This window comes from Pseudomonas sp. 43(2021), assembly GCF_017490805.1.
In the GTDB taxonomy this organism is placed as follows: Bacteria; Pseudomonadota; Gammaproteobacteria; order Pseudomonadales; family Pseudomonadaceae; genus Aquipseudomonas.
The window spans coordinates 1-501 of the sequence record NZ_JAFGYJ010000319.1; the positions used below are offsets into that span (position 1 = coordinate 1).

Genomic DNA, 501 nt, shown 5'->3' on the forward strand with positions numbered 1-501 from the left:
CTTCTGCACATCGGGGTGGTCGCGTTCCAGTTCCTTTAATTGCAAACCCGCGCGGGACAGCGGCTGGATCAACTGGCGGAAACGCTCATCGTCGTTGAACAGCCGGTGATAACAAGCATTAAGTTGCTGGCGCTGTGCGTCATTGATACGCAGGTCAAACGGATTGCTGTCGACCTCCTCTGCGCCGCTTTGCGGGCGATCGCTGAGGTTCTCGAAGGCCTGCAAACGCTCGAAACCCGGCAGGCTGCGCACCATCGGCAGGATGCGTGAGTGGAAGGTTCTGACCAGCTCACGTGCCTGCTTGAGGTTCAGCGGCTGCCCCCACAGCGTGAAGATTTCGATCAGTTTGTTGATGAAGTCCTTACGCGATTCGCGGGTGAAGGTCACCACGGTCATCGAATCCAGCTCAAAACCCAGATAATGGCTGAGCAACAGAATGCGCAGCACCAGCGTGGTCGATTTGCCGGCGCCGGCACCGGCCACCACCGAGGTGGACGGCGT

1 protein-coding gene is annotated in these 501 nt (G+C 58.9%); it reads right to left on the bottom strand.

Annotated elements, in window-relative coordinates; translation table 11 throughout:
- The coding region (locus J5M71_RS27415; protein ID WP_207838691.1) for a UvrD-helicase domain-containing protein at nt 1-501 on the bottom strand (501 nt) is incomplete at both ends.